Consider the following 22,355-nt stretch of genomic DNA (forward strand, 5'->3'; position numbering starts at 1 on the left):
ACCGCTGCAGGCATGCCTTGCCCGAACAGCCAGCGACCATCACGAAACCCATAGCGGCCCAACACTGTTTGCGGATTGGCGATGACGATCGCGCCGCCATCGGCGCCGACGTCGACCAACTCGACGTCCTTGTGTGCCAACGCCTGGGCCATCCACAAGGCGGTGGGCCCGTCATCAAAGTGAATCCGCATCCGCTGACCGACACGCTCGGTAGGCGTGAACGCCAACACCGCCGCAACGTGACGCGTACGGGTCTCGGGATCCTCACGCACAGCGCACAGATGCAGCCGGGCCGCAGACACGATCGAAGCGAAGTCCTGCGACTGCGGCCGCGGCCGCCGCGGGGGTACACACCTGGTGGCGGTCATGCTGAGACCCCCAGCGTGGTGAGCTCACCTGAAACCGCATCCTGGCCGGCGATCTCACCCAACCTGGCCATAGCCATAGCCCACTGGGTCTTCTTGCGGCGCTCAGGCACCCAGACGCCGGCATACAGCCCGCCCTCGGCTTCAGATGACACTGCGTCGGCCGCGCATTCCTGCCGCACCGGGCAGCGCCGACACATCTGCTCGAGGTGGACCCGCACATCCTGCTTGGGCCGATGCTCAGGAGTCCACAACTCCGGGGCATCCGAGGTCTCCAGATAACACACGGCTTGCTTGCGCCACTGCTGCTCACGAAGCGTCATGATCACGACACACGCCCCACTAGCGTTGCCTGCTGGTAATTTCAGCGATGAACCGCACCGCCATGCCCGCTACTCGCGCGGACGCGGGCCGGGCGGGGTCTTCGAAACGAATCGCTGACCACAGCGCGTCGTATTCGCGTCGCAGGAAGCCAAATCCCTCGTGACTCGACGACAAGGCGCGCCTGGGGCCCACCGCCGCGCGCACGGCGCGCTGCTCGGCCATCGCGGCACGGCACCGGTCTCCGGCGGGTCCAACAGGGTTGTAGAGGTCGGCGATGAAACGGACGGCCATCGCGCCGACCTGCGTAGCCTCCAGGCGGGCATGATCAATTCTGTTGGCGCGCACGTCCTCCCAGAGCTCGTCAACCTCCTCGCCCAGCAGCATGGCGCCCTCTTCGACTGACCCCCAGATGCGCGGATAGGCGGTCAGGCTTCGGGTCAACTCCGCCCAAATCGCCAACTCCGCACACTGGTAGGGGCCTGCCGGGGCCGCCAACAACTCGGCGGGTGTCGAGAGGTCTTCGAGGGTGCTCGCCTCAACGAGCAGCGCCGGGGTGCTCATATCAGCACCGCCTGCCGGTCCAGGCCCAGGTGCCGGACGCACTCATCGCACGCCTCGTCGCCAGGCACGCACGGCCCGCTGCACAGCAGGCAGGCGCTGGTGCAACTACGGCAGGCCCACTGGCCTTCCACCCGGACCGGCTCGAGCGGCTCCCTGCCGCACAGCGGGCAGTCGGCGAAGACCGCGGACGGGTGCCCAGCGCGGCCGCGGGGGGCGGTTACGGCCGCGGCAGCCGCGACCAGAGGTGCGTCGGTGCACGTCAGCACCGTCGAACGGGCATTGAGAGCAGAAAGGCTTGATTCCGCTGATGGGTAGCCTCTACCCTGAGATTGACTCACCAAAGTCATCTCCTCCTTCAGGGGGGAAGACCCTTGGGCGCGAAGCTGGTACCTTCGTCGTCCAAATCCCAGAGTTGGCCCCCTTCGGGGGGCTTCTCTGTTTCTAGGACAGGGTCATCGCTATTGACATGTGCGAAAAGCGCCGCGCCAGCAGCGGGGCGCAGCTAGCTCAGCAGCCGTACCACCACCTTCGAAAAGCCCTGTGGCCCAAGCAACATCACAGCACCCGGCCTTTCCCCGACCCCGCTGTCGGCGAGGACCTGGCGCACAAGCCGGCGTTGGCGGGTGCTAAGCCGGACAAGGTGGTTGGCCAATGCCGCGGCCTCGGTGCCGTCCGGCGCCATATCCCCGGGGTAGACGACTAACCGCGGCTCGCCGTCCGGGGCCGGAATCTCGGCAACGAACCCGAATCGAGCAACATCTTCGCCGCAGGCGTGCAGCTGCCACCCCTGACGCCGCAACCCCAGGGCCCACCAGTACGCGGTCCGCACCCCGGGGTCGGGTTGGCACACTCGCCCGGGGATCGGCGCCATGCACTTACGGATCGGCGCCGGCGCGCTCATCAAGCCGAGCGCGCGCAGCAGGTCCAGGAGCTCGTCGAGCTGCTCACTCCAGCCGAGGGCACCCAGGCGCCACACCGCTTCGGCGAGCAGGGTGGGCACGTCATCGGGCAGCGCAGGGTTGTGGTCGTTGCTGCGCACCGCCTCGACGATGCGATCCGAGGCCAGACGCACGCTCACGCGCGCCGTCAGGTGGTTGGCATCGAAGTGCACGCCGAGCAGCAGATCGCCGCGGCGGCGCAGTGCAGTGGTCCACCAGTACACCGGACGCACGACCTGGGCGGGCTGCTTGATCCGCGAGGTGGGAATGGGGGCGAAGCATGGCTCGAACCCCGCGAGTGAGGGCATCTGAGGTGTCGGGCGATGCCCAAGTGCGTGAGGCAGTTTCACAAAATCCCCCTCAGGTGTGCAGTACTGAACACACCATAGCTTAAACTATGACGCAAAAGAAAGACGCAGCCATTGACGAAATCGAGGAATTCTCGGTGAACCTGTCTAGTTATGACGCGCCAGGCCGTAGACCTCGTATGACGCGTCGTGTGTTGCGCGGCTTCGACGCCGCGAGCTTCGCGCAGGTGCGCCGCGACAACGGCATCAGCGTCAGCGACCTCGCCCGCCTTGCCGACGTGTCGTCGGTAACGATCTTCAACTGGGAAGCAGGCAGGGGCACACCGCAGGTCGACTTGCTGGCCCGCGTCATGCGCATCCTGGACGCCTCGATCGAACAAGTCGTCGCGATCCCTCCGGACCAGCGCTACCCAGGAGACTGGCGCGTCCTCAAAGGGCTGACTCAGCCCGAGCTGGCCGCGGCCGTCAAAATCCCCACCAGCACGCTGAGAGACATTGAGCGCGGCGACCGCGCTCTCAACGACACCAACGCCGACAAGCTCGCAACCCACCTGGGCATAAGTGTCGAGGAGTACCGGGCGGCCTACCAGCGCGTGCGTCAGCGCCCGCCCGGCGCCCCGGTATAACGACGCCGGCATCGCCAGCAAATCCCTGCCGCCGACATAGCGTCCATCGGTACGCGCCGCGCAGCTGCGCTGCGCGCGGGGCGGGGCCGGCGCGCAACCAGCAGCCACAGCCACAACGGGCCTGCTGGCGAGCCTTTCCATTCCCATCGGTCCTCCGTACGCCTTATGCCTTCGCCCCGGCACCGAGGCTGGGTACAGAAAAATTCCAACAGGTCAAAAGCGGAAAGTCACGAAAGTGGGCAAAGGAAAAAACGACAACTCGCCAATAACGATTCGATAACAATCGCCGCGGGCGGAGCAGGGCCCGCGAATGGGACCTGCCGGTGAGCAGCGGGCATAGGGCGGTAGCGGCGAGAATTGCCCAGTGCGCGGGGGCGGTGAGCCGCGATGTACGGGTGCTGTGTTTTGGTGCGCTGTTTTCTGGGGTGTTTGCGGGTGGCTCTGAGACGCTCATAGGGGCGGGTCTCCTGGTCTTGGCTGGTTGGTGCGGGTGTAGACGCTACCGACTAAAACACAGCGGCGCAATGGTTGAAACCATTGCGCTAGGTTTATTGCAGTGGTCTCGTCCAAAGCACGCATGGCACCACGGCAGCGCCCGGGGCTTCACCCCTTGGCTTGAACAGGCCCCGGCCCCTAACGCACCACTACTCGACATCGGTGACATAGCGACACAATGCGTGATCGGGCGGTCGTTCCGCGACGTCTTGCAGACCCGTTTAGTCGCGTACCAAGTCGCATTTCGTCCCGCCACACCGCGCGACTCGACGCGACTCGGCTACCGCGCCGCGCGGTCCCGTTCAGGCAGCGCCGAGGACGTCCGAGAGCGCAAGGGGCCCGTCGAGCTTGTTTCGACCGGCGAGGGTGTCATAGACAGCACCGGGATCGCCTAGGGTCACCGCACCGAGGTCGACACCCTCGACTGACCGCGGATCAACGCGCACCCACCGCCACGGTTGGGCTACTACCACAGCGTCATTCAGAAAGCCGGTGTAGTAGCCGTCGAGAATCGTTTCGCCTGGTAGCAACACCAGATGTAGAGAGCCAAAGAAGTAGCGGTCGTTATGATTACGGAAATGACCCATCAGGTGTCGACCGAACAGTCGCGCCGTGACATCGCTTTCGTGCCCAGCCGGATGGCCTTCAAAGCGGGGCGACGGCGGGTAGTTGCGGGACACGATTCGCGCGCCCCGCACGGTAACCGTCGACAAATCGACGTGTCGGTAACCGCCGGTGATGAGGTATCCCGTCGCCCACACCCCTGCCAACAGCCCAGGCTCTAGGCCAGGCCCGATCCCGGCCAGCACATCGTCATCCACCGCAACAGACGGCTCGCGAGGCTGCTCATGGCCGAACAGCTCTTTGGCCGTCCAGCCCGAAAACATCCGCTCGAGCACCATACAGTGATGCCCCTGGGGAAGGGTCCGCACATGGCCTCCAACCCAGCGGTAATACTGCGACTTTGTGGGCGGAACGGCATTACGCGGCAGGTCTAAACTCTGCGCCGCCCGCTTATATTCAGCGATGAATTCCGAGTAAGCGTGCATGTGACGTTCGTCGAGAAGCGCCTTCAACAAATTCGCCACACAGCCAGCCTAGAAGCCAAAAGCGACTCCATGCGACTTCACCACGCGACTCGACGCGACTCCGAAAGACGAGAAGAGGCCCGGAAGAGACATCGCGCTCCGCAAAACTGGGCGCCGAGTGACCCTACGATGAAAGCGATGACCGCCACCTCGCTCTTCAAAGACCACGCCAGCGCCTACGCCGCCTGGTCAGTGAAGAATCCGGTCAACACCCACTACGACCGGCCCACCATCCTTGAACTCGCCGGCGACTTGAGCGGAAAACACGTTCTCGAACTCGGATGCGCCGCCGGCGGCCTGACCACCCACCTGGTGCAACGAGCCGCCGAGGTGCTCTCCGTGGACGCCGAGCCACAAATGATCGAGCTCGCCCGTCAACGGGTGGGCACTGCGGCGCAGTTCAAACTCGTCGACCTCGACCAGCCCACCGACATCGCCCCACCCGCCAGCGTGGACGTCGTCGTGGCCTCGCTCGTCCTGCACTACATCCAAGACTGGGCCCCGCTGATGCGAGAGCTTTACCGCTGCCTCAAGCCCGGCGGAACGCTGGTCTTCTCCATGCACCACCCCATCACCGCGTGGCTGTTGTCGGATCGCACGGACTACCACCGCACGCAGCTGGTCAGCGAGCAGTGGGACTGGGGTGGCCTCGAGGTCACAGCTCAGTCATACCGCCGGCCGCTATCGAGCATCTTCGGTGAACTCAGAAGCGCGGGCTTCAGCATCGACACCGTCGAAGAACCACTGATCCAACCCACTCCTGACATCGACGCTGAGCTGCTTCACGCACTGACCACCCAACCGTTCTTCCTCTACATACGCGCCCAACGCGACTAACTACCCGCCCATGAATTCTGCTGTGCCGTAGAGGTTTGCGGCATCGGAAACGCGAGACGACCTGGCGGCCGCGGAAAATGCCGACGCCGACGCAATAGGGCTGATCGAACTCGACATCGAACAAGCCCAACACCTCGCCGCGGCCACTCCCGTCTTCATATCGACGGTGCTCGTCACCCACCTCACCGACGCCTCGCGCATCTGCGAAGTGGCCAACCTCCTCGGCGTCGACACCATCCAAGCCCACGGCGCCTGACCCCGCCGCCGCACGTGAACTATGGCGCCACCGCGCCAACCGCCGCATCATCCGCACCGTGCACATCACCGGCCCACACAGCCTCGACGAAGCCGACCAAGCAGCCACCACCGCCCATGCGCTACTGCTGGATAGCCGCACCGAAACACGCTTGGGCGGCACCGGATTAACACACGACTGGACCCCCAGCCGCCGCATCGTCGAAGCCTCCACCCCCTCCCAGTTATCCTCGCCGGCGGCCTGGCCGCCGACAACGTCGGCCACGCCATCCACGCCGTCCGCCCGTACGGCGTGGACGCCAACAGCCGCCTCAAATCCGCGACCGGCCGCAAGGACCCCACCGCCTGCACCGCCTTCGTCACCGCCGCCATCTCCAGCCCCATCAGCTAAACGCCGCCGCGTCGCGCTACGGCGCTATCGTCGCCGGTATGAACCGCGTGGCCAGCAGAAACGCCCAGGCCGTGACGACCACGATCCCAGCGATCGACCTCGCCCCCGCCGTCCGCCTGCCACCCGAAATAGTGACCGCAACAGTCGCGGTGCTCGCGAACCGAGGCGGCGGAAAGTCCGCCGTCACACACCGACTCGTCGAACTGATGCACACAGCCGGACTGCCAGTGGTCGTGCTCGACGTCAAAGGCGACTGGTGGGGCATCCGCTCCAGCGCCGACGGCAAGGGCGCAGGCCTGCCCTTCGTGATCTTCGGCGGCGACCACCACGACGTCCCCCTCGAACCGTCCGCCGGCTATCTCCTCGCAGACCTCATCGTCGACGACCGGCTCCCCGCGGTGCTGGACCTGTCACACATGAGCAAGACCCAGGCACGCACGTTTGCCACCGCATTCGCCGAACGGCTCTACCACCGCAACCGCGACCCGCTCCACGTGGTGATCGAAGAGGCCGACGTCCTCATCCCCCAGCGCGCCTCCGCGGACACCGCACGTCTCCTGGGAGCGATGGAGGACCTCGCCAAACGCGGCCGCCACCGCGGCCTGGGCATGACCGTAGTCAGCCAGCGACCCCAGGAAACCGCGAAATCCGTCTTGGAACTGATGGAAACGGTGATCTTGCTCCGAATGACCGGGCCCCGCTCGATCAAGGCGGTTCAAGACTGGATCAGTGTCAACGCCGACCATGATGACACCACCGCCCGCGAGGTCATCACATCGCTGCCGTCGCTACCCACAGGCCAAGGTTGGGTGTGGAGCCCCGGATTTCTCCGAATCCTAGAACGCACAACGTTTCCCATGTTCAGCACCTTCGATTCGCACGCCACACCCAAGCCAGGTCAGACACGGGTGATCCCGAAAAAGCGAGCTGACATCGATCTGGAAAAGCTCGGCGCAGAAATCGCCGCCACACGAGAGCGCGTACGCCACAACGACCCTCACGTGTTACACACCGAAATACAGTCCCTGCGCAGCCAACTCGCCGCGGCCACTGCGCGCGCAGAGCATGCGACTCGGCAGGCGTCCGTCTCCGCTCAGCTCCTCGAGGACCGCGCGAATGAAATCGCAGCACTACGCGCACAACTTGCCGACCTTCAGACACGACGTCACGAAGATCCCGATGTCGTCAAGTCCCTGCGCTCAGCGGCCGATCTGATCAACTCGGCGCTGCATGCCCTTACCACCGCGCCGGCATCGCCTATCGCAACAGGGCAAGAGACCCCACCTCCGGCAGCACCCGCCAAACCCCGACACCAGACCGAACCTCAACCCACCCACGCGGTGACCACACAGACCAACGGTGAAAACTCTTCAGCCACCGACCTTTCCCAGGCATCCGAACTAGATCCCGACGCACCGCTGCGCTTTCGATCCGGAGCGCAACGCATGATCACGGCGCTGGCCCGAATGGCCCCGCTGCGACTCACCAAAGCCCAGTGGGCCACCGTCGCCCGAATGAAGCACACCGGAGGCACCTGGTCTACCTACCTCGGCCAACTGCGCCGCGCCGGACTCATCGACGAAAACGCCACCGGATTCACCTTGACCGAGACCGGCTGGAAATACCTTGGCCACCGTCCTGAACCGATGGCCGCCCAAGAACTCCAGCAGCATTACCTCGGCATCCTGCGCGCCGGCGCGGCACGCATGCTGCAAGCAGCCATCGACACCTACCCCAACGGGCTGACGAAAAACCAGATCGCCGACGCGACCGGCGTCAGCGTCACCGGCGGCACCTTCTCGACCTACCTCGGCCAGCTGCGTCGCAACGGCCTCATCGAACAACGCGATGACCTCGTCATCGCCACCGAGGTGCTCATGCACGGAGCAACGCGCCACAGTGCGGGCTTTCGATAACTCCTACGTGTCTCCTCGCCAGGCCGGATCTAGCAGTCAGCCCCTTGGCGGTGAGCTTCGATACGGTTTGCGGCCACTTGCTCGCCGCTGAAGCCGAGAACAAGGAGCACAGCATCGAGGTAGGGGAACGACAGTGAGGCGTCGGCCACTTCCCGCAGAACCGGTTTCGCGTTGAACGCGATGCCCAGCCCCGCGGCGGTGAGCATGTCGAGATCATTTGCGCCGTCACCCACCGCTACCGTCTGCGGCATGGGTACGCCGGACGCGGCGGCGAACTCGCGGAGTGCGGCCGCCTTGGCGGGCCGGTCGATGATGCTGCCAGTGACTCGGCCAGTGAGCCGCCCGTCAACGATCTCGAGGTCATTCGCCAGGAGGTAGTCGAGTCGTAGGTCGCCAACGAGTCGCTCGATGACTTGCCTGAAACCGCCTGTGACGACGCCGCAGTAATAGCCGTGCCGCTGCAGCGTGCGGATGGTAGTTCCTGCGCCAGGGGTGAATTGGATGCTGCTGGCCACCTCATCGATCACCGACTCGTCGAGTCCCGCGAGCAGAGCAACACGCTGCTCGAGCGACTCAACGAAGTCGATCTCGCCGCGCATCGCTGCAGCGGTGATTTCGCGGACTTCGGCTTCGACACCCGCATGCGCTGCCAGCATGTCGATGGTCTCGCCCTGCACCAAGGTCGAGTCGACATCGAACATGACTAGTCTTCTGGCTGCCCCGGCCACGCCGGTGGGGGTGATCACGACGTCGACAGCTTCGGTGGCCGCGGCTTCGCTCAGCGCGGCACGAAGGTCGTCGTCGACGACATTGGAGGGGGCGTCCTCGACGAGGAGATTGAAGCAGCTAAGCGGATCGTGCGCGGTCTGACGAATCGAATGGATGGCGGCGCCGCGCGAAGCCAGGGACTGGGTGATCGCCTGCAGTGCTCGCTCCGGGACCGGCCTGCCAAGGACGAAGACGGTATGTGTTGCGCGAGTCTGGCCGCCGCATCCAACCTTCACTCTCACGTCAACGGTTCCAATCGCTTTGCTCGTTGTGGGCCCCCGGGGCGCGCTCTATGGTTTGCGACAACAAAGCTACGGCACAGGACCGACACCACCGCCAAAAGCGCTTCCACACAGGATCTAGCGTGTGGCCCGGGCTGCAACAGGTTCAGGCCTACGACTACGACGCTGCGCCGCTGGACGCAAACGTGTTGTCTTCCCAGTTACGGGATCAGTCGTCGGACCGCCGTTGGTGCTCGACGAGGTAATCATCCTTCGTGTAGCCACGACCCTGGGCGCGGCGACGTTCTGCTTCTTCAAAGGCGCGCTGGGTTTCTGCGTGTCCGAAGTGGCCGCGCAGGTACAGGAACAGTTCACGATCCAGGGCATACATTCCGGGTATTGGACTAGTGAGGTGCTGTTTGAGCAACTCATGGGGGGGTTGGGCATCGCCTTGGCCGGCGTCGAGCCGGCGCAGTGCCTCTTCAGTGATTGCGTCGGCGGCCGCTTGTTCACTATCTGCGGTGACATGCCAAGGCAGGCCGGGATACTGGGCACGCCACTGGCCAGAGCCGACCTGGGTGATCACTGGACGAAAGTGGGTGGCGTACCTCTCATAGAGGGCCTCAAGTTCGGCATCGCCGCTAGAAGATGACGTCATCGTGCAGTGCTCCTCAACTTGGAAAGTCGGGCCAGTGGCCGGTGAGATCCGCTGGGCTAAGCCAGTGGTAGATCATGCCGCCGGGCAGGAATTCCGAGCATGCGAAACCACCCAGCATTGGGCTGCAGATCACGCGGCCTTCAGGGAGCGGTTCAAGGTTGTGGCCGGCGGGAAGAGTGGTGGCGTCGAGAGGCGAACTATAGCGTTGCGCGGCCTGCTGATCCTGGGTGGTGTAGGTGGCAGCGTGTTCGACAAAGCGTCGCGAATAGCTCTCAAAGTCAGCGACTTTCGCGTTCAGTGGCTTCTCGGCTTTGGCCAAGCCGGCGGCGATGCCAACCGCGGTGGGATAGCCCATCGGGCCGTGGGTGGCGGCGATGCGTTGGACCTCGAGGGTCGCTTGTGGAGAGATCTGCGCCGCGCGCGCCGCCAGCTCGCCGTAGGCATCGGCAACCCGCAAGAGATAGGCCGTATCGACATTGAGTTCTGCCACCAGCGCTCCTTCCCTCTGCCACGATTGTCCCTGCTTTGAGCGACATGAACCAGATTCCGAGCCGCGTCGAGCCAGGCTCAGGAACGAATCGGCGACCCGACAACGACATACACGGCGTACGCGTCGTGAGCGGGAGTATGGGTCACTGAGCGACCGAGAATTCTTCAAAGATTTCGTCGTCTACCTTTTCGCCACCGAACCGCACTATCTCATCGATGCGCGGGCAGGCGGGGTGGTCGAGCACTCGTTGGATGTGTCGGGCGGCGCCGACGCCGCTGAAATAAATTTTCATCGTCGCCTCTGGTTCGGTTGAGCTCGGATCCCGGGGGCGTGAAAGCGCGGCGCTGTTCCCCGCAGCGGTCAGTCATTTCGGCAGCCGTTCCGCTGTTCGAAGGGGTGTCGGCCAGTAACCGATGATGCCTGCGCCGAATTCGAGATCGGTTTGTGGGAAGTCATCGCCGATGGCTAGGAGTGGTTCGTGCGCGAGTTGGGCGGCGGCATAGCTCATGCAGTCGCCGAAGTTGAGGGCGGCGGGGTGGTTGCCGCGACCGTATTGGAGGTATGCGCGTTGTGCTGCGTAAGCGTGGTCGGTGGTGAATTCAGCTACGCTGAGGTTGATTTCGCTTCGGAGGCGGTCGAACACGGTTCGCGCGACTGGGCCTTGTCGGGCGGTTAGAACGATGAGTGTTTCGCTGAGCGTGGGCGCGCCGATGACGGGATGGCGGGTGCCGGCAAGGGCGGCGGCGACCTGTTCGGCGGCGGGCTCGTTTTGGATCAGCGCGATGAGTGCTGAGGTGTCGACGATCAACGGTCAGACTCCCGTCTCGGGGTCATAGCCGAGGATCTGCTCGCGTTCCTGCTTGGTGATCGGTGTGTGGTCGGGTAACAGGGGCCAGATTTCGGTGCGCATGACGTCGAGCAGGTGGGTGACGCGGTCGCCTGCTTGGGCTTCGAGGAGGGCGAGCTGGGCTCGGAGGGCGTCGCGGATGGCCTGTGTCTTGTTGCGGTGGCCCATCCGGGCGGCGAGTTCTTCGGCGAGCAGGTCGACCTCGGGGTCTTTGATGTTCAGCGCCATAGGTAGATGGTACCACAACGATGCTACTAGGTACCATGCCTACGAGTGAGGGCTCCTTCCTGCGGAGCCGCGGTAGCGGCATTTCGCGTCGACGACTATCGCGCTCAGGATGTTCGACGCAACCGCAGAACATCGTGCACGACGCAGCCGACGCGTTCAGCGGCTTCCGCGGCCGACAGTGTCGGATTGAGCAGGATCTGCAACTCCTCAGCAGTGAATGTTGGCTCAGCGTCCCACGGCGCCTCGTCCCACCCGGTTTCGCTAAAGCCGGAAAATAGCTCATCGCGCACGGCAAATCCTCACGAATGTTGGTGTAGTGGGCAATGTTTAGGCGGCGGGCATAGAAAGAAGGCCATCGCCAAGCACGCGGGGGCTTCATCGCCCAGGGCTTGCGCCGATCTTACGGGCCGGGCCCTCGCGCCGCAGCCTTAACCAGATAGGCGGCCAGAGAACTGAGAAGCTCGCGGGGCCTCCCCTACCGGCTCGCCTCCCGTCATCACGAGGCGGAGACGATCCTCCACCGGATCAGAAATTCGATCCAGCCACGCGTATGTGGCTGCGGCCGGCCAAGTTCCACCCAGGCCGTATGAGGTTCGTCCAAGACCCAGCGAAACACCAGGCCCTTTTCGCCATCATCGAGTAGCGGCGCACCGCAGTCGGCGAGGTAGCGGTGGCCCGCTGCTGCAAGGGCAGCCGTGAAGGCCGACCATTCACGGTCGTCTTCCCACCACAGCGGCGTGAGCGTGCCAGATTCCTCCAGTTCAGCAAGTGCCGCATCTTCGCTGTGGGTGTCGGCGGCATACACGAAACGGGGCCACATCGGGTGCGGCTGTTGCGGCTTGCCGAGCCTTTCCCACAATGCATGCGCTTTGTCCCATTGCCACGGTTGCGCCCAGAATTCCCATGGATCCTCTGGCCAGCCGTGGGACTGGGTGGCAGCCAGAACACAGGCGAACCCGAACACGGTGCGGCTGAAATCGCTCCACTGCCCACCGGTTTCATGCTCGCGCATGCCGTGCACCGGCGGATCAGTCGCTCCCGAACGCGGTGATGACACCGCCCCCTTCAAAGGAGTATTGCTCAGCGAGCACACGCTCGGCATCCGTGAAGGCGCGGATCGCCGCGGGCTGGCCAGGAACTCGAACCAGCATCGTCAGGTCCAGGATTCGCACGGGCGGGAGTTTCGGTGACTGCCGACTACTTCCCACAGGCTCAGACATCCACTCATTATTAGCCACAGCACCGACATCACCGACGCAACGACAACGCGAAACATCCGCCAGTGCCAATCGACGAAGCGTCCACCGTGTCGCTGGTCCGCGTTACGGTCAGCAACATGCACGTCACCGCGACCACAACCAGACGGCGCTGCCTTAGCCGGTGGGCGGTGGTTGCGGTTGCGGCCATCACCGCCGGGTGCGCCCACCTCGGTGTCAGCCAGGCCAACCCAGCGGCGTCGCCGCCGGCTACCGGTTCTCTGGCCGGCCTGCTCGCACAGGTGCGAATCGTCGACCAGATCAACCAAGTTCCCGGGTATGACCGCGGATGCGGTAAAGGGCATGGTTGTGTGTTTGGCCCCGCGTGGAATGACCCCCTAGATCACAGCGGATGCGACACGCGAAACCGGCTGCTACACACAGCGTTACAAGACATCGAGTACAAGCCGGGAACCCGGGACTGCAAGGTCATCTCTGGACGGCTGGTGCCAGACCCCTACACCGGGCAAGCCGTCGACCTCAAACATGTTGCCATCGACCACATCGTATCTATAATTTCGACGCGAAATGCGGCGATATCCCTGGCGGCTCCGCCTGCGTCGCGTTCACTCTCGTCGAGGGGTGTTGGACGTGTTGGACGCGAGGCTCGTCGCCAAGGGCAGGAAGATGCCGTCGACGATCTCGGCGATCGTCTCCGGCGAGGCTGGCCGCATTGACATGAAGAGTTCATGGCGGAGCAGGTCGCCGGGCAGCGCCTTGATGCGATCCGGCAGCGGGTTCGGCCCGAGTTCGCCTCGGGTGACGGCACGTTCGAGTATCACGTCCATCAGCGAGCGGCCTTCGGGTAGGAACAGGCTGCGAAACCGCGCGGGGGTGCCGCCCTCCTGATCGAAGTACGCACCGAGTTGGACGGTGAACAGCCCGATGAGTCCCGACCTCCGGTCGTTCACCTCGTACAGGACGGCGAGCACGTCGTCGCGGAGGCTGCCGGTGTCCGGGGCCTCGATCACGTCGATCTGACCGCGGTGTCGAATCGCGGCCTCCAACAGATCCGTTCGCGACGGCCAGCGTCGGTACAGCACCGAACGCGCTGTCCCCGACCGGCTCGCGACGGCGTCAATCGTGAACCTCTCGTAGCCGGCCTCGAGCAACTGATCCCATGCCGCGTCAAGGATCGCGGACTCCAATGCGGCGCCGCGGCGGCGCGACCCGGCGGGTGCTGTAGAGGACACTTGCGTAGCTTATCGCGTGCTGTTAACTTCGGCAGATAAGCAACAATCGTGTATCTAATGTCGAAGGAGTATGTCGATGCCGCATCGCAGCGCCCTCGTTTCCGGCGCAAGCATCGCTGGCCCGGTCCTGGCCTTCTGGCTCGCGGAGGCTGGCTGGGACGTGACCGTTGTCGAACGGGCCGAGCGCCTCCGTACAAGCGGATATCCCGTCGACGTCCGCGGTACGGCGGTCGAGGTCATCCGACGGATGGGCCTGCAGGACGCGCTCGCGGCGGCACGGTACCGCCACGCTCCGATTACACTGCTCACGCCCGGAGGCCGTCGGCTGACCACGTTGGACTTCGGTGCCCTGCTCAATGACACGGCCGCCGGCGACGTGGAGATCACACGGGGAGAACTCGGAAGGATCCTGTACGAGGCCAGCACTGACCGGGTGACCTACGCCTTCGGGGACTCGATCACCGGCATCCAGCAGGCCGACGCGGGGGTGAACGTCACGTTCGCGGTCCGCGCGCCGCAGTCATTCGATGTCGTGATCGGGGCCGACGGCATCCACTCCAATGTGCGCCGCCTGGTCTTCGGTCCCGAGCAGGAATACATCCGACATCTCGGGCCGCTGGCCGCCATCTGGGACCTACCGGCGGAAAGCTTCGAGCCGGGCGACGGCTTCATGTACTCGCACGCCGGACGGACCGTCACCGTCGAACGGCCCACCGATCGCGAACCGGCACGCGCCTTCCTGGCCTTCGTCCACGACGATCCGGGTTCGGTGAACACGCGCGACCGGGCCACCGCCGTCGCGGCGATCCAAGCTGCATTCGCCGACGACCGCTGGCGCACAGCCGATGTCATCGACACGGTGGCCAGCGCCGAGGACGTCTACTTCGACACCGTCAGCCAGATCCGGATGGATCGGTGGAGCGCCGACCGAGTCGCGTTGGTCGGTGACGCAGCCTACGCGCCGGCGTTCCTGTCCGGCCAAGGCACCAGCATCGCGATCGCGGGTGCCTACGTGCTGGCGAGCGAACTCGTCCGGCACGAGCACCCGCACGCCGCGTTCGAGGCCTACGAAAGCAGACTGCGCCGCTACGTCGAGAAGAACCAGGACCTGGCGCTGCGGACCGACTCGTCGGTGATCGCTCGCAGCCGGATGGATCTGTGGCGACGCAACATCCGCCTGTTGCTCGTGCCGCTCCTGCAGCGGCTCGGACTCGCGGCGACGTCGAGGCCCCCGCTCCGCGAGGCGGCGACGGATCTGACGCTGGGGGCCGATGATCTGCGGCGGATCCGCAGTGAACACCGACCGCCGACTCGGAGTCCTCGAACCGGAACTGTCGGATAGCTACAAAACCCTGCCCGTCTCGCATGTAAACATGCGGGATGGATCAAATTCCGTCTCGGATCTTTAGGTCGGATTGGGGCCTGGTAGGCGACACCGCCTGGTTGAGCTCAGTCGGGAGAGCGTTCGCCTGAAAAGCGCAAGGCCGGCAGTTTGGACTTCCATCGGTTGCGTCGTCCCTGGTGGAACTCGCGGACGCGACTAAGGCCTCGCTGCTCCATGCGCGCACCAAGCGCGTTGGCGACATCGCGTCGCGAGAATCCGTTAGTCCGCCAAACGACGAGCGTGCTCAGCACGTTCTGGATGACGACGTGATGGAGGACGATTGTGCGCCTGCCAGGTCCGGTTGCCGACTCCAGGAGCAGCTGCTCAGCGGGTGGCCAAGGCTCATTGATGGCTAGTGGTGCGGACAACAACGTCAACTGCACAAAGTCGTCAACAGTGTTTCTCGGGGAAGGCCTGGCGGTGACGGCCGCCGTGACGTCGTCGTAGAAAAGCTTCGTGAGCTCCCAGACTGCCTCTTGCTCTGGTTCGTCGTCGAGTCTGGCCATCGGGCTCACGTCGTGAAATCTGCGGCTCCAGTCGGTCAGGAAGCGGATCCAAAAAGCGACGTCTTCCTGCATGGCGTCGCGTCGCTGATTCACCCGTGCAAATCTGAACCCCAAGAGGACGCCGCACAAAGTAACCAATCCGCCGCCGACGGTCTGCAGTAGTGCGAGCCATAGCCTGAACCACTCGTCGGGACTCATAGCGGATCATCATCCTGTATCCACCACACCACCCGACCGCGGTGTTCCTTGCTGGTTGCCATGCGCATCAGTGTGGCCCGTCGGTCCGACACCACTCAGACCAACCGGACAGCCCCACGATCCTGGTGCGTCTGCCACAGCGCGACGCAGCGTCGTGGTGATCCGGCTGAGCGGCAAGCCGGCAGCGGTAGGCCCGATAACACTCAGGCGTCGGATCCGGGACTTGGTGGACCTTCCGAAATGTGGATAGCACCCGGAACCCGACCGCCCCAGAGTCCGAGATCTCCGATACTGGTTTGTGTTTCGGCTCTTTCGGGTTTGAGAATCCAGGAACCCGCACTATTTAGGACAAGGGCGATCAGGAGCCCGCGCTGTGGATGCCACCCAACGGTGCCTTCCACTGCCAGTACGCGATGCAGTTCATCGCTGTGCTACATGGTTATGGGCTTCCCGTTGATGAGCCATCCGTGCCGGCGTTGCGGGAAGCTGCGTTGTCTTGCCCGACAAACTGATTTGCAGTGCCGCTTCAAACGCCCGTGTCAACGGTTTTCGAATATTGACCCTCTGCGGTTCTCTGAATTTTGACCCATACAGGTCATTGATAATTGGCGAGGCGGCTTAAGTTAAAGCGCAAGCTGGCTTGTCGTGGTCCCGTCGAAGAGTCACGAGCTTCACCGACGAGCCCAGCGCGGCAGCAGCGAAAACTGTGCTGCAGCCCGACGTGCAGAAACGGGTCCCGACCCGCTCCGCCGGGCAATTTGCGACGTCTCATTTGTAAAGAAAAGCGGTCGGAGGTCTTGTCTCGCAGTTGTGGCCGAACCTCTGGGTGACCAGACGTCGTACGCGACTACAACCGAAACGAATTGAGCGGCTGCTCGTTAAGTACTGCCAGTGCTGGGTGCGGGCTTGAGGCCGGCAGCGATCGTTGCGAGTTGCTCGCTTGTGAGGTTGTCTGATGTGAGGAATACGAGCGTTCCGTCGCGTTCAAGGTTTGCCTGGGCTTGAGGCCATTCGGCTGGACTGACCCTGATCGACGTCCCACCGCGGGCCACCACTTGCCAGTTCTCGTCGTTGATCATGCTCCCGAAGTGGGAAGCACGGTCAGCTGCAGCCACCTGCGAGATCGAGACGCTCTGGTGTCCGTCGACCGAACGGTAGCTCAGCGAGACCTGCGCCGGCGATGGTGGCCGCGCACAGGCTTCAATGAACATGCAGCGCAGCTGCCAGCCGGCGGCCACGCGGTCTGGCATGAAAACGGTGAAGGGGGCGCGCTGCTGTGCTTCGGTGAGCGTGATGTGGTGCAGGTCGCGACGGCGATCTCGGAACGGCTGGATCTGTTCGCCTTCTGGTGGCGCGAACTGGAAGGTCTCGGCGGGGATCGGCTCGTCGAAGCGGATCGCGAGCGTGGTGATCTGGTGGAAGGGCTGCTCGTTGCGGATCGCGGTGACCGTCAGTAGCACTCCGCGGTCCTGGTCGACCTCGAGCTGGTAGTGCTGGGCGCCGATGCCGAGTTCGTTGAGCTCGGAGAGAAAGGGGTGGCGTGGATTGGGTGGGCGGGGGGTGGCGTGAGCTGTGACGGTGGCTCTGCCCGCAACCTGGGAATTGCCGGTCACCCGAAAGCGCAGCGAGCTGAGCAGCGGTATGGGATTGAGCATGACTTGGAGCCGCTGTCCGACGCTGCTGACGGCGCTCGGATTGTCCTGGTTGCTCATGGCGCCCCTGTGCTCGTCCCAGAACCACCACAGTGGACCGTCAGCGACGCCGTAGTAGCCGTCCCGGCGGCCCCCGTGCAGCTCTTCGCGGAAGCGTTGGCCCTCGCGCCAGATGCGCACCGTCTCTTCGGTCTCCGGGGGCGCGGGCTCGCCACTAGTGCTGACGGCGGAGGCGGTGGCGACTGCCGCGCCGCGCCGCTTCTGCTCCTCGGTGTTGGCGCGGAACGCCTCCTGCAGGCGCTGTTCGTGGCGCCAGGTGCGGTAGGTCGCTTGGACGGTTCGAAACCGGTCATCAGTGCCGTGCAGCAACGCCAGCAACGTGCCAAGCTCGACCTGATCGCCAGTCGTGCGGTGCGGCACCTCAGACATGGGATCACAGTAGACCGCGGGCCATGTCACGCCAGCCATGGATGCAGCGGCGCAACGCCATGACCGTCGTGCCGGACTGCGTTGCGTCTCGAATCCAGAGATTGGGGAGTGATCAAATCCTGCCTCAGATCGGGTCCGCTGTCTGAGCTCGTCAGCGCCAGTGCGATTTGAAAGGCGGTGACCGTACTGGATTCCGTGGATCGCGTAACCGACAGTTCAGTTATATGGTCAGGATCGGTCAGTCGACGTGAACGATTTCTGTGAACCGCTCGCCGTTTTCGGACCGCCACCTGACCTGGATCACGATGTCGAATCCTTCGGGAAGAACAGAATGCTCGTGGACACTTTGAACGCCCCCGGTCGGCCCGAAGAAGACCGGCCGTTTGCGTCGTAGGTCGACACAAAAGTTCAGGTAGCACGGCGGTCCCGATGGGGAGGACAGCCGGTCTGCGCGATAGGGCGGAACGGTTCGCGCCGTCTCGAGAACTCGGTCGGAGGTCGTGACGCTGACCTCGTACGCGGTGTCGTCTCCAACGTTGGCGACGTATGTGTGTCGGGGGTCGCTGTCCCATCGACCGGCCTGCCAAGTCGCACATGGCCGGCTCGAATCGAGGGGCTGAGTCGAGCCGGCTTGCCGTTCAGACCGCGCTTTGTAGGCGACGACTGCGATTAGTAGAAGGGTGAGTGCCGCCAAGACCAGCAACAGCACCAAAAACAGGGTCGACGGAGGCCACCAAGGGGCGAACACGAAGAAGGTTCCCCCTGCAAGTAGCAGCGATATTGACACGACTGCCTTCGCAGTGCCCACAAACGGATCGTAAGCCGCTTGCCAACCTCAATGACAGCGTTACCACCCTCCGATGAGCCGGCCATAGTCCTATACAGACAAGCCAGCCGAAGACGGCCACCATTGACCCTGTCTCGTTTCTAGAGATTCGAGACAGATCAGATCCAGGTTGTTCCGAGGATGTTTTCCCAGGTGAGCAGCTCCTGCGCAGTCTCGTTTCTTGTCTCGCATGCAAAGTCCCACATCTCGGCTGAGCCGCGGGGTGAGTCGGGCCGCTTCACGGGGGGTGCAGATGGCGGCGTAGCGGGTTAAGGGCGTGCGTCGGTGGGCCTGTGGTCAGTCAGCGCGGCGGTCTTTGGCCAGCAGTTCGCGCCGAGCGCGGGTGCGGTGGGAGTCCCCGGTGAGGGTGAAGACTTCGGCGTGGTGCACGAGTCGGTCGATCATGGCCGCGGCGACGACATCATCGGAGAAGGTCTCTCCCCAGCGCCCGAACGGCAAATTTGAGGTGACCAAAATCGAGCCGATCTCATAGCGGGAGGCGATGAGTTGGAAGAACAGGTTCGCCGCGTCCTGATCGAAGGGGATGTAACCGACTTCGTCAATGATGATGAGCTTGTATCGGCGGATCTTTTTCAGCTCAGCTTCGAGCCTGTTGGCGTGGTGTGCTGCGCCGAGGCGGGCGATCCAGTTGGAGGCGGTGTCAAACAGCACCGAGTAGCCGGCGTGGGCGGCTTTGATACCCAGCCCGATCGCCAAGTGGGTCTTGCCGATTCCTGGTGGCCCGAGCAGGATCACGTTCTCCGCCTTTGGCACGAATGTCCCGGTTGCCAAGTGGGCCAACACATCACGGCGCAGCGAAGGCAGGTGATCGAGGTTGAAGTCTTCGAGCGTCTTGATCTGCGGGAAGTGGGCGGTGCGGATCCGCATGATGGTGCCCGCGGATTCCCGGTCGGCGACCTGACGTTGTAGCAATGCCGCCAAGTATTCCTCGTGTGACCAGTTCTCGTCGCGGGCCTGCTCCGCGAGTTCTTCCCAGCATCGGCCGATCGTGGGTGTTTTGAGCACCCGTGTCAGGTAGGCCAACAAAGACGGCAGCCCGTCTGCAGGTGCAGCCGATTTCGGTGACGATGCGGTGATCGTTTTGGCTTTCGCGGCCGTGGTGGTCATGGAGTAAGTTCCGTTCTGATAGGCGAGCCGGCGGTTGATGCTGTTGTGTCGGTGGTGAAGTCGACCCCAAACAGTGCGTCATAGTCCGGCAGGGCGCGTAACGAGACGCGGTGCCCGTCGAGGTGGTGCCGGGTGGTGTGGCTCCGGCGGCGCTCGTGTGCGAACTGGTGCCTCAGGGTCGCCGCGGTGCTCACGTGTGCGGGATCGGTGATCACCGCATGTTTGGCCCAGCACCGCTGATGCCGGCCCACCACCTGACCGTCGCAGGACGCCAGAACCTCCTCAAGGCTGGCGCTGACGTCAACGAACCTTCCGATCACTCGCGGGTCCACCGAGTAGTCCACAGTGTCGACGCGGACGTAGTAATCACGGGCCAACCGGACCCGATAGCTCAGGCCAATCGGCGGCGGTGGGACCGGCGGTAGCGGCAGCATCGCCTGGTAGTCGGCCTCGAGCAGATCGACGGGGCGGCCTCTGATGGCTCGCACGGTTCGGGTGTTGGCCCGTAGCAACCACTCGTTGAGTTGAGCGTTAAAATCCGTGGGGGCGTCGAAGTGTCGGCCGGGCAGAAACGAGGTCTCGAGGTAGCCGTTGGCCCGCTCGACCACGCCCTTGTACTCGGGGTCGCGCGGCGGGGCCAGCTGGATCCGTATCGCCAGGGTGCCCGCGAAAGCTACCGCCGGCGGGGTGAGGCGCCCTGTGCCGCCGATGGCGGCCTCCCGATCCCACACCAGCGTCCGCGGGACCCGGCCCAGCGCGCAAATCAGCGACCACATTCCCGACAAGATGTCCCCGCCCTGCCGAGACGGGATCATCGTCGCCGAGATATATCGGGAGTAACCACACACCATGACCAGCACCGGCAACACCCGCTGCTGGCCCCCGCCCACCGGAATCAACGGTTTCGGGAACCACAAATCGCACTGGCCGATCTCGCCCGGACGGTAGACAAACCGGTCCACCGGATCGACGCCGACATACTCAGGGCGAATGACGGCAAGCCGTTTCTTCAACGGCGACAACGAATACGGCCAGCCGATGCGCTCGGCGACGACCGTTGCCGGCATCCGCGGCCACTCAGTCAGCAACGCCCGGATTTGGGACTCGTAGCTATCCACCACCGAGCCAGGACTCACTCGCGTGTACTTTGGCGGCCGGTCCGACGTCAACGCCGCGCGCACGGTATTGCGCGACACCGCCATCCGACGGGCAATCTCCCGAATCGGCACACCCTCAGCCCGACGCAACCGGCGGATCTCCGCCCAGTCCTCCACCTTGATCACCCTCCAACCGTCCCGGGGGTGGGTCACTTTTCCGGGAACCGCAAAGGGTCAGTTTTCAGGAAGCGTCAACAGCCCGGAGCACCAGTGCTATTGGCTTCATAAGCCGCCCACCAACTGGCTTTGTCCTAGAACGTGCCCGGCGTCGTTGGGATGGTGGGATCGCCAACACGGAAGGACATGAAAGTGCACGTGGACTACGACAGCTCAACGCGATGCTTCCGAATCCGGGAATTTCCGTATGGCCACACCGGGCACGAACGTGGCTCCCTCGGCACCGTCAGCGCAGCGTCGGGCAATAATGCCCGAGCAGTACCCGGGTCAGTTGCTCACCCCGCACCGTGATCGCCCGCATATCTGGCCAGGCCATCGTGGCGAAGTTCGTCGGATACCGCTCCACCTGTTCTCGGGTCACCAGATCATGCACCGGCACAGGCAGTTTGGTATCGACCATCCCCAGATAGACGTGAACGAACCCTTGGATCTGCCCGCTCTCGCCGGCCAGATGGATCCGGGTGCGGGCAGCGTCCTGGGTTTTGCCGTAGGTAATGTCGAAGGCCTGCTTCAAGCGCAGCGGCAAAAACCGCGCCGCTTCTCGGGTGGTGCGGCCGCGGCCGGCGTCAACGGCAATGAGGTAGTCCAGGTTGTAGACGTGGTCACTGTAGCGGGCTGAGCGGCCCGGCAGCAGCGGCGAGAGGCCCAGGTTGTCGTACACACCGCCATCGGTCATCACCAGCTGTCGACGACTCACCGCACCTCGGCGATCGCGAAACTCGTAGTGCCGTGTCAAGGCGGGCAGCAGCGCCGGGTACGCCGCCGAGGCCGCGACCGCCTCGGCCACCGGCACCGCCGCGGTGATCGCACCGTAGGCCGAACACGAGCTAACCTGGCTGCCGAACCGCACCGCATTACCTGAGGCCATATCGGTGGCCGACAACACGGTTGCCAGATCTGGGTGGGTCACCGCTTCCAGCAGCCTCTGCCCGAACGGGCGGGCACCAAGAGCATTCACCAGACTGTCGGTGCGGCTGTGCGAGCGCGTCCGGTTGGATATCAGCGCCCTGCCGACGCTGCCCACATTGCGGACCGTGGCCGTCGGGGTGAAAGTGCGCCGCACCAACTCGGCCTGTAGCCCTGAGTGCAACAGGGAGATGACCGAGGCCTCGAACTCCGCGAAATCCTCTGGC

General features: G+C 64.1%; 22 protein-coding genes and 3 pseudogenes. 6 read left to right on the top strand and 19 right to left on the bottom strand.

The features are described 5' to 3' along the window. The 4 genes and pseudogenes from A9W96_RS07075 to A9W96_RS07095 all read right to left on the bottom strand — a co-directional run. Positions 1 to 230, bottom strand: a pseudogene (locus A9W96_RS07075) (hypothetical protein); the annotation flags it as partial. A 134-nt stretch (positions 231 to 364) separates the two neighbouring features. Continuing rightward, positions 365 to 688 (bottom strand): WhiB family transcriptional regulator, encoded by a 324-nt coding sequence (locus A9W96_RS07080; protein ID WP_082972085.1) that lies wholly within the window; start codon positions 686 to 688, stop codon positions 365 to 367. A gap of 19 nt (positions 689 to 707) precedes the next feature. Beyond that, positions 708 to 1,250 (bottom strand): hypothetical protein, encoded by a 543-nt coding sequence (locus A9W96_RS07085; RefSeq protein WP_082972081.1) that lies wholly within the window; start codon positions 1,248 to 1,250, stop codon positions 708 to 710. A gap of 502 nt (positions 1,251 to 1,752) precedes the next feature. Then, complete coding sequence (locus A9W96_RS07095; protein WP_067138610.1) at positions 1,753 to 2,496, bottom strand: hypothetical protein; 744 nt, start codon at positions 2,494 to 2,496, stop codon at positions 1,753 to 1,755. 179 nt (positions 2,497 to 2,675) lie between these two features. Between A9W96_RS07095 and A9W96_RS07100 the strand changes: the two genes are divergently transcribed. Continuing rightward, the gene (locus tag A9W96_RS07100) at positions 2,676 to 3,122 is read left to right on the top strand and encodes a helix-turn-helix transcriptional regulator (RefSeq protein WP_067138612.1); all 447 of its coding nucleotides are present in this window, start codon (positions 2,676 to 2,678) and stop codon (positions 3,120 to 3,122) included. 797 nt (positions 3,123 to 3,919) lie between these two features. On the opposite strand, the gene A9W96_RS07105 is transcribed toward A9W96_RS07100, so the two are convergent. Beyond that, on the bottom strand, positions 3,920 to 4,705 hold the full coding sequence (locus tag A9W96_RS07105) for a hypothetical protein (protein ID WP_067138613.1): 786 nt from the start codon (positions 4,703 to 4,705) through the stop codon (positions 3,920 to 3,922). 138 nt (positions 4,706 to 4,843) lie between these two features. Between A9W96_RS07105 and A9W96_RS07110 the strand changes: the two genes are divergently transcribed. The 3 genes from A9W96_RS07110 to A9W96_RS07115 all read left to right on the top strand — a co-directional run bounded on the left by A9W96_RS07110 (position 4,844) and on the right by A9W96_RS07115 (position 8,104). Next, positions 4,844 to 5,542 (top strand): class I SAM-dependent methyltransferase, encoded by a 699-nt coding sequence (locus A9W96_RS07110; RefSeq protein ID WP_067138615.1) that lies wholly within the window; start codon positions 4,844 to 4,846, stop codon positions 5,540 to 5,542. 481 nt (positions 5,543 to 6,023) lie between these two features. Then, positions 6,024 to 6,188: a hypothetical protein gene (locus A9W96_RS32535; RefSeq protein ID WP_255362944.1), complete on the top strand. Its 165-nt coding sequence runs from the start codon at positions 6,024 to 6,026 to the stop codon at positions 6,186 to 6,188. A 227-nt stretch (positions 6,189 to 6,415) separates the two neighbouring features. Further along, positions 6,416 to 8,104, top strand: a complete 1,689-nt coding sequence (locus A9W96_RS07115) for an ATP-binding protein (protein WP_231999616.1) — start codon at positions 6,416 to 6,418, stop codon at positions 8,102 to 8,104. Between the two features lie 29 nt (positions 8,105 to 8,133). On the opposite strand, the pseudogene serB reads toward A9W96_RS07115, so the two are convergent. The 9 genes and pseudogenes from serB to A9W96_RS07155 form a co-directional block, all read right to left on the bottom strand. Beyond that, positions 8,134 to 9,123: pseudogene (serB, locus tag A9W96_RS07120) on the bottom strand (phosphoserine phosphatase SerB); the annotation flags it as partial. Positions 9,124 to 9,322: 199 nt separating this feature from the next. Beyond that, positions 9,323 to 9,679 (bottom strand): hypothetical protein, encoded by a 357-nt coding sequence (locus A9W96_RS30230; protein WP_231999617.1) that lies wholly within the window; start codon positions 9,677 to 9,679, stop codon positions 9,323 to 9,325. An 85-nt stretch (positions 9,680 to 9,764) separates the two neighbouring features. Next, the gene (locus tag A9W96_RS07130; protein ID WP_067138623.1) at positions 9,765 to 10,241 is read right to left on the bottom strand and encodes a type VII secretion target; all 477 of its coding nucleotides are present in this window, start codon (positions 10,239 to 10,241) and stop codon (positions 9,765 to 9,767) included. Positions 10,242 to 10,605: 364 nt separating this feature from the next. Beyond that, positions 10,606 to 11,049, bottom strand: a complete 444-nt coding sequence (locus tag A9W96_RS07135; protein ID WP_067138625.1) for a type II toxin-antitoxin system VapC family toxin — start codon at positions 11,047 to 11,049, stop codon at positions 10,606 to 10,608. Positions 11,050 to 11,052: 3 nt separating this feature from the next. Next, positions 11,053 to 11,316 (bottom strand): type II toxin-antitoxin system VapB family antitoxin, encoded by a 264-nt coding sequence (locus A9W96_RS07140; protein ID WP_065498573.1) that lies wholly within the window; start codon positions 11,314 to 11,316, stop codon positions 11,053 to 11,055. 104 nt (positions 11,317 to 11,420) lie between these two features. Continuing rightward, complete coding sequence (locus A9W96_RS30235; protein WP_082972084.1) at positions 11,421 to 11,606, bottom strand: hypothetical protein; 186 nt, start codon at positions 11,604 to 11,606, stop codon at positions 11,421 to 11,423. A gap of 206 nt (positions 11,607 to 11,812) precedes the next feature. Continuing rightward, positions 11,813 to 12,328, bottom strand: coding sequence for a hypothetical protein (locus A9W96_RS07145; RefSeq protein WP_067138627.1), 516 nt, complete (start codon positions 12,326 to 12,328; stop codon positions 11,813 to 11,815). A gap of 16 nt (positions 12,329 to 12,344) precedes the next feature. Next, entirely contained in the window at positions 12,345 to 12,488 is a 144-nt protein-coding gene (locus A9W96_RS07150; protein WP_231999618.1) for a hypothetical protein, read from the bottom strand. Positions 12,489 to 13,138: 650 nt separating this feature from the next. Beyond that, positions 13,139 to 13,765: a TetR/AcrR family transcriptional regulator gene (locus A9W96_RS07155; RefSeq protein ID WP_067138631.1), complete on the bottom strand. Its 627-nt coding sequence runs from the start codon at positions 13,763 to 13,765 to the stop codon at positions 13,139 to 13,141. 76 nt (positions 13,766 to 13,841) lie between these two features. On the opposite strand from A9W96_RS07155, the gene A9W96_RS07160 reads away from it, so the two are divergent. After that, complete coding sequence (locus A9W96_RS07160) at positions 13,842 to 15,107, top strand: FAD-dependent monooxygenase (RefSeq protein ID WP_067138645.1); 1,266 nt, start codon at positions 13,842 to 13,844, stop codon at positions 15,105 to 15,107. A 107-nt stretch (positions 15,108 to 15,214) separates the two neighbouring features. Here A9W96_RS07160 and A9W96_RS07165 read toward each other — a convergent pair whose 3' ends face one another. Beyond that, complete coding sequence (locus tag A9W96_RS07165) at positions 15,215 to 15,853, bottom strand: hypothetical protein (RefSeq protein ID WP_067138633.1); 639 nt, start codon at positions 15,851 to 15,853, stop codon at positions 15,215 to 15,217. 347 nt (positions 15,854 to 16,200) lie between these two features. Between A9W96_RS07165 and A9W96_RS33250 the strand changes: the two are divergent. Beyond that, positions 16,201 to 16,365: pseudogene (locus tag A9W96_RS33250) on the top strand (hypothetical protein); the annotation flags it as partial. 366 nt (positions 16,366 to 16,731) lie between these two features. Here the strand turns inward: A9W96_RS33250 and A9W96_RS07170 are convergent. The 4 genes from A9W96_RS07170 to A9W96_RS07190 form a co-directional block, all read right to left on the bottom strand. Beyond that, positions 16,732 to 17,883 carry a hypothetical protein gene (locus tag A9W96_RS07170; protein ID WP_156765141.1) on the bottom strand — a complete coding sequence of 384 codons (1,152 nt, stop codon included), beginning with the start codon at positions 17,881 to 17,883 and terminating at the stop codon, positions 16,732 to 16,734. A gap of 1,174 nt (positions 17,884 to 19,057) precedes the next feature. Next, positions 19,058 to 19,888 (bottom strand): IS21-like element helper ATPase IstB, encoded by an 831-nt coding sequence (gene istB, locus A9W96_RS07180; RefSeq protein WP_156765142.1) that lies wholly within the window; start codon positions 19,886 to 19,888, stop codon positions 19,058 to 19,060. After that, complete coding sequence (istA, locus tag A9W96_RS07185; protein ID WP_156765143.1) at positions 19,885 to 21,171, bottom strand: IS21 family transposase; 1,287 nt, start codon at positions 21,169 to 21,171, stop codon at positions 19,885 to 19,887. Before istA ends, istB begins: the two co-directional genes overlap by 4 nt. A gap of 277 nt (positions 21,172 to 21,448) precedes the next feature. Continuing rightward, a partial coding sequence (locus A9W96_RS07190) for a hypothetical protein (RefSeq protein WP_067138639.1) occupies positions 21,449 to 22,355 on the bottom strand: 907 nt, incomplete at its 5' end.

This window comes from Mycobacterium sp. 1245852.3 (genome assembly GCF_001669335.1).
Lineage (GTDB): Bacteria > Actinomycetota > Actinomycetes > Mycobacteriales > Mycobacteriaceae > Mycobacterium > Mycobacterium europaeum_A.